7 protein-coding genes are annotated in these 7517 nt (G+C 62.5%); 5 read left to right on the top strand and 2 right to left on the bottom strand.

Annotation, left to right across the window (positions count from 1 at the left end; translation table 11 throughout):
* The 3 genes from EN984_RS15195 to EN984_RS15185 all read left to right on the top strand — a co-directional run.
* Positions 1–705: amino acid ABC transporter permease (locus EN984_RS15195; protein ID WP_164765483.1), on the top strand; the 705-nt coding region annotated here is incomplete at its 5' end.
* Between the two features lie 82 nt (positions 706–787).
* Positions 788–1591, top strand: coding sequence for an amino acid ABC transporter ATP-binding protein (locus EN984_RS15190; protein ID WP_013532420.1), 804 nt, complete (start codon positions 788–790; stop codon positions 1589–1591).
* Between the two features lie 109 nt (positions 1592–1700).
* Positions 1701–2369: a TIGR02117 family protein gene (locus EN984_RS15185; RefSeq protein WP_127268985.1), complete on the top strand. Its 669-nt coding sequence runs from the start codon at positions 1701–1703 to the stop codon at positions 2367–2369.
* 82 nt (positions 2370–2451) lie between these two features.
* Here EN984_RS15185 and EN984_RS15180 read toward each other — a convergent pair whose 3' ends face one another.
* Positions 2452–3690, bottom strand: coding sequence for an FAD-dependent monooxygenase (locus tag EN984_RS15180; protein WP_127270761.1), 1239 nt, complete (start codon positions 3688–3690; stop codon positions 2452–2454).
* 19 nt (positions 3691–3709) lie between these two features.
* Positions 3710–3955 carry a zinc-finger domain-containing protein gene (locus EN984_RS15175; protein WP_023814125.1) on the bottom strand — a complete coding sequence of 82 codons (246 nt, stop codon included), beginning with the start codon at positions 3953–3955 and terminating at the stop codon, positions 3710–3712.
* Between the two features lie 246 nt (positions 3956–4201).
* Between EN984_RS15175 and EN984_RS15170 the strand changes: the two genes are divergently transcribed.
* A complete protein-coding gene (locus tag EN984_RS15170; protein WP_127270759.1) occupies positions 4202–6403 on the top strand; it encodes an RNA degradosome polyphosphate kinase in 2202 nt (733 codons plus the stop codon).
* Positions 6403–7517: exopolyphosphatase (gene ppx, locus EN984_RS15165; protein WP_127383811.1), on the top strand; the 1115-nt coding region annotated here is incomplete at its 3' end. The genes EN984_RS15170 and ppx, both read left to right, overlap by 1 nt.

The following is a 7517-nucleotide window of genomic DNA, read 5'->3' as shown; positions in this document are numbered from 1 at the left end:
ATCGTCGCCTTCGTCCTGCTGGTCGGCGGCATGTTCGGCCTGCCGCATGTCGAGACCTCGCTTTGGGGTGGGCTCTTGGTGACGCTCAGTCTGTCTTTCGTCGGCATTGCCGTGTCGCTGCCGCTCGGCATCGTGCTGGCGCTCGGCCGCCGTTCCAAGATGCCGATCATCAAGACGCTGTGCGTCGTCTTTATCGAGACGGTGCGCGGCATCCCGCTGATCACCGTGCTGTTCTTCGCCAGCGTCATGCTGCCGCTGTTCCTGCCGGAGGGTGTCTCGTTCGACAAGTTCCTGCGCGCGCTGATCGGCGTGTCGCTGTTTGCCGCGGCCTATATGGCCGAAGTGGTGCGCGGCGGCCTGCAGGCGATCCCCAAGGGCCAGTATGAAGGTGCCGATTCGCTCGGCCTCGGCTATTGGCAGAAGATGTATTTCATCGTCATGCCGCAGGCGCTGAAACTGGTCATCCCGGGCATCGTCAACACCTTCATCGGCATGTTCAAGGACACCAGCCTGGTCATCATCATCTCGATGTTCGACCTGCTCGGCATCGTCAAACAGAATTTTTCCGATGCAAACTGGGCAACCGCGCAGACGGCGAGGTCCGGCTTGATCTTCGCCGCCTTCGTCTTCTGGCTGTTCTGCTTCGGCATGTCGCGCTATTCAATGTACACCGAACGCCGGCTCGACACCGGCCACAAACGCTGATGCATGTCGCCCAAAAGTGTATAGCGGTTTTGGGATAACGACATGCATCACTACCAACGATAAAGAACAAGGGGATTCTGTCATGGCCACCGAAAATGCCGTCAGCGCCGAAGAGATCAAGGTCAACGCCGCCAAGATGCAGATTTCCACGACCGATGTCGCCATCGACATCATCGCCATGCACAAATGGTACGGCGAGTTCCATGTGCTGAAGGACATCAACCTGAAAGTGATGCGCGGCGAGCGTATCGTCATCTGCGGCCCCTCCGGCTCCGGCAAATCGACCATGATCCGCTGCATCAACCGTCTGGAGGAGCACCAGAAGGGCAAGATCATCGTCGACGGCAAGGAACTGACCAACGATCTCAAGAAGATCGACGAGGTGCGCCGCGAGGTCGGCATGGTGTTCCAGCACTTCAACCTGTTCCCGCACCTGACCATCCTGGAGAACTGCACGCTGGCGCCGATCTGGGTGCGCAAGACGCCGAAGAAGCAGGCCGAGGAAATCGCCATGCATTTCCTCAAGCGCGTCAAGATCCCGGAACAGGCCAACAAATATCCCGGCCAGCTTTCCGGTGGCCAGCAGCAGCGTGTGGCGATCGCCCGCTCGCTGTGCATGAACCCGCGCATCATGCTGTTCGATGAGCCGACCTCGGCGCTCGATCCGGAGATGATCAAGGAAGTGCTGGAGACCATGGTCGGCCTTGCCGAGGAAGGCATGACCATGCTGTGTGTCACCCACGAGATGGGCTTCGCCCGCAAGGTCGCCAACCGGGTGATCTTCATGGACCAGGGCCAGATCGTCGAGCAGAACACGCCGGCCGAGTTCTTCGACCACCCGCGCCACGAGCGCACGAAGCTGTTCCTGTCGCAGATCCTGCACTAGGCCTCGACGGCCACGAAGAGCCCGGCTGAAACACTGCCGGGCTCTTTTGCGTATGGGAGAACAGGCGGGCGTTCGTGTCGCCGGAGTGCGTTTGCAGGGCCGCCTTTCAATGAAAAGACTGGGACGTTTTCTGGGTCTTCTGTTGGTTCTCGTCGCACTCGCTGTGACGACGGGCACCCTCGTGCCACGGCCGCTGTGGCCGGCCGCCGCCGCCGTGCCAGCCGCGACACGCCACATCCTGGTGCTGAACAATCCGATCCACACCGATATCGCCATCCCGGTCGATGACGCCGTGCGCCGGCGTTTCCATTTCCTGGTCGACGCGGGCATACCGGCCGACAGGCCGGAGGTCCGCTACATCGTCTTCGGCTGGGGCGGCCGCGCCTTCTACCTGGAGACGCCGACATGGTCCGAGCTGAAGGCGGTGCCGGTGATGAAGGCACTGACACTCGACGCGTCGGTCATGCATGTCGATGTCGCCGGTGACATCGTCGAACCGCGCCCCGATATCGCGGGGTTCGACATCACCGAGGATCGGTTCACGGCGTTGCTCGATTTCATCGATGCGAGTTTCCAGCGGGGACCGGAAGGCCCGATCCTCGTTCCGGACGCAGCCTATTCCAGGTTCGACGGCTTCTACGAAGCCAATGGCCATTTCAACGCACTGGTCGGCTGCAACACCTGGACGGCGGCGGCCTTGCGCATCGCCGGCCTGCGCACCGGCTGGTGGAACCCGCTGCCTGCATCGCTCGGGCTATCGATGCGGCTGTATAATTAGCTGTCTCGTCTTGTCGCGTTTCGCCAATGCGAGACGCCTCATTCCTTCGCGCCCCCCTCTGTCCTGCCAGCCTGTCAGGCTTTCAACGCCTGACAGCAGCCTCAACTGCCCGCCACCCATAGAGCCAATCCAGATCCGCCGCGAGCTTTTCCGAGCGCACCTTCAGGAACACATTGCGCGCAATCGCCACTGGACCCGAGGCATGCCAGGCCAGCCGGTTGACAGCGCCGCGTCGGGCGACCTGCGCTACACGCGGTCGCCGTGACTGTTCCCAGGTCGCAGGTGCGGCCAGGGGGTCGGCAGGGAAGTCGGCGATGATGTCGGCAAGCGTCGCAGCATCCTCGATCGCCATCGCCGCGCCTTGCGCCGCGAACGGCGTCATCGCATGCGCGGCATCGCCGATCAGCGCCATGTTGCCGGTCGTCCAAGGTTGTTTGCTGTCGACCGTATGGATCGGCCATGCGGTCCATGGGCCGGCCTGCTCGACCAGGCGGGCAAGTTCTGCCGCGGTGCCGCGCAGGGCTCGGGTCAGGATCCCGGCGTCGGCATTGCCGGACCAGCCTTCGGCAATACGGTCGCCCCTGGTGAAGGCAGCGAGATTGAAGGCAGCACCCTTGCTGACGGGATAGGCCACCATATGGAAGCCGGGATGCAGGAAGGTGGTGACGCAATTGGTTACACCGATCGCGGCAAAGGCTTGTCCGGCAGCGCTTTCGGCGGCAATGGTCGCGCGCCAGGCCAGTTCGCCGGAGAAATGGTTTCTTGGCAAAGCCGCCCTTTTGGCCGAATCGACAAGTGCGCGCACCGACGACCAGACACCATCGGCTCCGATCAGCAGGAAGCCCTCAGCCTTGATGGTTTTGCCGTCGATCTCGGCCGTCGCGGTGATGCCATGGGGGCCGGTGGCAGCGCTGCTGACGCGGGCGCCGGTGGTAAGATGGATATCCGGTATCTGGGAAACCCGTGCCATCAGCGCGCTCTGCAGATCAGCCCTGTGAGCGACGAGATAGGGCGCCTGCCAGCGCGTTTCGGCGGCTTGCCCCAGCGGCACCCGCGCCAGTTCGCGCAAGGTCGCGGCCTCCTTCAACACCACGGCTTCCGGCCGCACCGTTGCCGGCAGCAGCTTGTCGAGTACGCCAAGCTGGCGAAGGATACGTGTCGCGTTGGGAGAGAGCTGGATGCCGGCGCCGGCAGCTTCCAGGCGCTGCGCCTGTTCGAACACCCGAACAGGGTAGCCGCGGTCGGCGAATGCAAGCGCTGCGGTCAATCCGGCGACACCCGCCCCGGCGATGACAATTTGCCGGGATCGCGTGTCGGTCATCGGGCTGGTCGCGAAAGACTCAGGCGGCCTGATCGATGTAGATGCAGCCGGCCGGCAGCGTCTCGGTCGCCTTCAGCTTCGGAGAATAGCGGTAGAGCGTCGAGCAATAGGGGCAGACTTTTTCGTTGTCGTCGCCCATGTCCAGAAACACATGCGGGTGGTCGAAAGGCGGATTGGCGCCCGTGCACATGAATTCCTTCACGCCGATGTCGATTGCCTGATAGCCCGCATCGTTCTGAAAATGGGGAATGGAACCGCCTGCCATCGTCGTCTCCTTAACGCAGTCTCGTCTGCATCTGGATCATATCAGGCCTCTTTGCAAGTTCGATGAAATGAAACTGTCGCAAAAGCCTGTCAGAGGATAAGTTAAGCCGGTTAACGCATGGCCCCGAAGACCGACATCGGTTTTCGGCAAGGACCATGCGTCGCCTTGGAGTGGCAGAGCGTCCTTTGCGCGTCCTGAATGACGCACGACGCTTTAGCTGGCTGACGGTGTGGAAGAGCGGGAATCATGAACGAACTGAAGCCGGTGCAGAACGAATTCGTGGATGTCGAGGTGGCCCGCCCGGAGGGCGGCAATCCGGACCGGTTTGTCAACCGCGAGTTTTCCTGGCTGCAGTTCAACCGGCGCGTCCTCGAGGAGTCGCTGAACCTCAATCATCCGCTGCTGGAGCGCGTCCGCTTCCTGTCGATCTCGGCCGCCAATCTCGACGAGTTCTTCATGGTCCGCGTTGCCGGTCTTGCCGGCCAGGTACGAGAAGGCATTACGCTGAAGAGCCCTGACGGCCGCACCCCCGAACAGCAGCTCGAACAGTTGCTGCGTGAGGTCGAGCGGCTGCAGGAAGACCAGCAGAAGAGCCTTTCGGCGCTTACCGTGCTGCTCAACAAGGAAGGCATCGAGAGCATCACCCGCGATGCGCTGACCAAGGACGAGAAAATCTGGCTGGAAGACCATTTCCAGGAACAGGTTTTCCCGGTGCTCACCCCGCTGTCGATCGATCCGGCGCACCCGTTCCCGTTCATTCCCAATCTCGGCTTCTCGATGGCGCTGCAATTGCGCCATCGCAAGAATGGTGAGGAGATGAGCGCGCTGCTGCGCCTGCCGGTGGCGCTGAAGCGCTTCATCCGCCTGCCGGACCGCAAGCATCATGTCCGCTTCATCCCGCTGGAAGAGGCGGTCGGCCTCTATATCGGCAAGCTCTTCCCCGGCTATGAGGTCAAGGGCTCCGGCACGTTTCGCATCATTCGCGATAGCGATATCGAGGTCGAGGAGGAGTCCGAGGACCTCGTGCGCCTGTTCGAAACGGCGCTGAAGCGGCGGCGGCGCGGTTCGGTGATCCGCATCGAATTCGACAGGCTGATGCCTGGCGAATTGCGCGACTTCGTGGCAGGCGAGCTTGGCGTGTCGTCGAGCCGCATCAGCGTGCTCACCGGGCCGCTGGCGCTCAGCCAGATTTCCGAGATCGTCGCCGTCCCTCGCGACGACCTGAAATTCATGCCCTACAATCCGCGTTTTCCCGAGCGTATCCGCGAGCATGGCGGCGATTGTTTCGCCGCCATCCGCGAGAAGGACATCGTCGTCCATCACCCCTACGAATCGTTTGACGTCGTGGTGCAGTTCCTGCGCCAGGCGATGGCCGATCCGGAAGTGGTGGCGATCAAGCAGACGCTTTACCGCACCTCCAATGACAGCCCGATCGTGCGTGCGCTGGTCGACGCGGCCGAGGCCGGCAAGTCGGTCACCGCGCTGGTCGAGCTCAAGGCGCGTTTCGACGAAGAAGCCAACATTCGCTGGGCGCGCGATCTGGAGCGTGCCGGCGTGCAGGTCGTGTTCGGCTTTCTCGAGCTGAAAACCCATTCGAAAATGTCGCTGGTGGTGCGGCGCGAGGACGGCAAGCTGCGCAACTACGTGCACCTCGGCACCGGCAACTACCATCCGGTAACGGCGCGCATCTACACCGACCTGTCCTTCTTCACCACCGATCCGACGATTGCCCGCGATGTCGCCCAGCTGTTCAATTTCATCACCGGCTATGCCGAGCCGACCGACGAAATGCGGCTTGCGATCTCGCCGTTCACGCTGAGAAGCCGCATCCTGAAGCACATTGCCGACGAGATTGCCTACGCGGTGCAGGGGAAACCGGCGCGCATCTGGATGAAGATGAACGCACTCGTCGATCCGATTATCATCGACGCGCTCTACGATGCCAGCCGGGCCGGCGTCGAGGTCGACCTGGTCGTGCGCGGCATCTGCTGCCTGAGGCCGCAGGTTCCGGGCCTGTCGGAAAACATCCGCGTAAAATCGATCGTCGGCCGTTTTCTCGAGCACAGCCGCATCTATTGTTTCGGCAACGGTCACGGCCTGCCGTCGGACGAGGCGATCGTCTACATCTCCTCGGCCGATCTGATGCCGCGCAATCTCGACCGCCGCGTCGAAACCATGGTGCCGATCACGAATCCAACTGTGCACGAACAGATCCTTGGCCAGATCATGCTGGGCAACATCATGGACAATCAGCAAAGTTTCGACGTATTGGCTGATGGAACCTCCCGGCGCGTCGTGCTGGAGGAGGGCGAGGAACCGTTCAACGCGCAGGAATATTTCATGACCAATCCGAGCCTGTCGGGACGGGGTGACGCGCTGAAGTCGCATGCGCCCAAGCGCATTGCGCAGTTCAAGCGCCGCAAGAAGAACGCTGCAGCGTCCGGCTGATGCTGTCTGATTCCCAGGGCCGGCTGCAGGACCGCCGACCGCTGTCCATCATCGACATCGGATCGAACTCGATCCGCCTCGTCGTCTATGAGGGGCTGGCGCGCTCGCCGACCATGCTGTTCAACGAAAAGATGCTGGCCGGTCTCGGCCGGGGCATCGTTTCGACCGGCAAGCTCGACCCCGAGGCGGTGACGCGCTCGATGGAAGAGTTCCGTCGCTTTCGCGCGCTTTCCGACCAGGCCGGCGCCGAGCAGATGTATGTGCTGGCCACCGCCGCGGCCCGCGAGGCGGTCAATGGCCCTGATTTCATCCACCGCGCCGAGGAGGTGCTGAAGACCGAGATCCGTGTCATCAGCGGCCGTCAGGAAGCGTATTATTCGGCGCTCGGCGTCATTTCCGGCTTCCATCCGGCCGACGGCATCGCCGGCGATCTGGGCGGCGGCAGCCTCGAACTGGTCGACGTCGCCGGCGAAGCGATCGGCGACGGCATCACACTGCCGCTGGGCGGCTTGCGCCTGCAGGACATGGCGAAGAACTCGCTGACCCAGGCGGCGAAGATCGCGCGTGACGAACTGGCGAAGGCCAAGCTGCTGAAAGGCGGGCAGGGCAGGCCTTTCTACGCCGTCGGCGGCACCTGGCGAAATCTCGCCCGGCTGCACATGGAAATGACCAACTATCCGCTTGGCGTCATGCACCATTACGAGATCTCGGCCGAAAGCGCGGCGAATTTCCTCAAGCAGGTGGCCAAAGCCGAGATCGAGAAGGTCAAGGGCATCGAAGGCGTTTCCAAGAACCGCCGTTCGCTGCTGCCCTATGGCGCCGTCGTGCTGCAGGAGATCATGGCGGCGATGCAGCCGTCGAAGATCATCGTCTCGGCGCTCGGCGTGCGTGAAGGCTTTCTCTATTCGCTGCTCGACGAGGCGGAGCAGAAGGCCGATCCGCTGATTTCGGCCTCGGAGGAGCTTGCACGCCTGCGCTCGCGCTCCGTCACCCATGCGCATGAACTTGTCGACTGGACCGCCAAAACCTTTGCCGCCTTCGGCATCGACGAGACCGAGGACGAGGCGCGCTATCGCCACGCGGCCGCATTGCTGGCCGATATCGGCTGGCGCGC

The sequence above is a fragment of the Mesorhizobium sp. M7A.F.Ca.CA.004.12.1.1 genome (genome assembly GCF_003997835.1).
Lineage (GTDB): Bacteria > Pseudomonadota > Alphaproteobacteria > Rhizobiales > Rhizobiaceae > Mesorhizobium.
Note: the sequence above shows the minus strand (reverse complement) of the source record. Positions and strands in the feature narration are given on the sequence as shown.

What these genes read in the sequence shown, in the direction of transcription:
- EN984_RS15190 (WP_013532420.1), top strand. Translation starts at nt 788, where the DNA reads ATGGCCACCGAAAATGCCGTCAGCGCCGAAGAGATCAAGGTCAACGCC.
- EN984_RS15185 (WP_127268985.1), top strand. Translation starts at nt 1,701, where the DNA reads ATGAAAAGACTGGGACGTTTTCTGGGTCTTCTGTTGGTTCTCGTCGCA.
- EN984_RS15180 (WP_127270761.1), bottom strand. Translation starts at nt 3,690, where the DNA reads ATGACCGACACGCGATCCCGGCAAATTGTCATCGCCGGGGCGGGTGTC.
- EN984_RS15175 (WP_023814125.1), bottom strand. Translation starts at nt 3,955, where the DNA reads ATGGCAGGCGGTTCCATTCCCCATTTTCAGAACGATGCGGGCTATCAG.
- EN984_RS15170 (WP_127270759.1), top strand. Translation starts at nt 4,202, where the DNA reads ATGAACGAACTGAAGCCGGTGCAGAACGAATTCGTGGATGTCGAGGTG.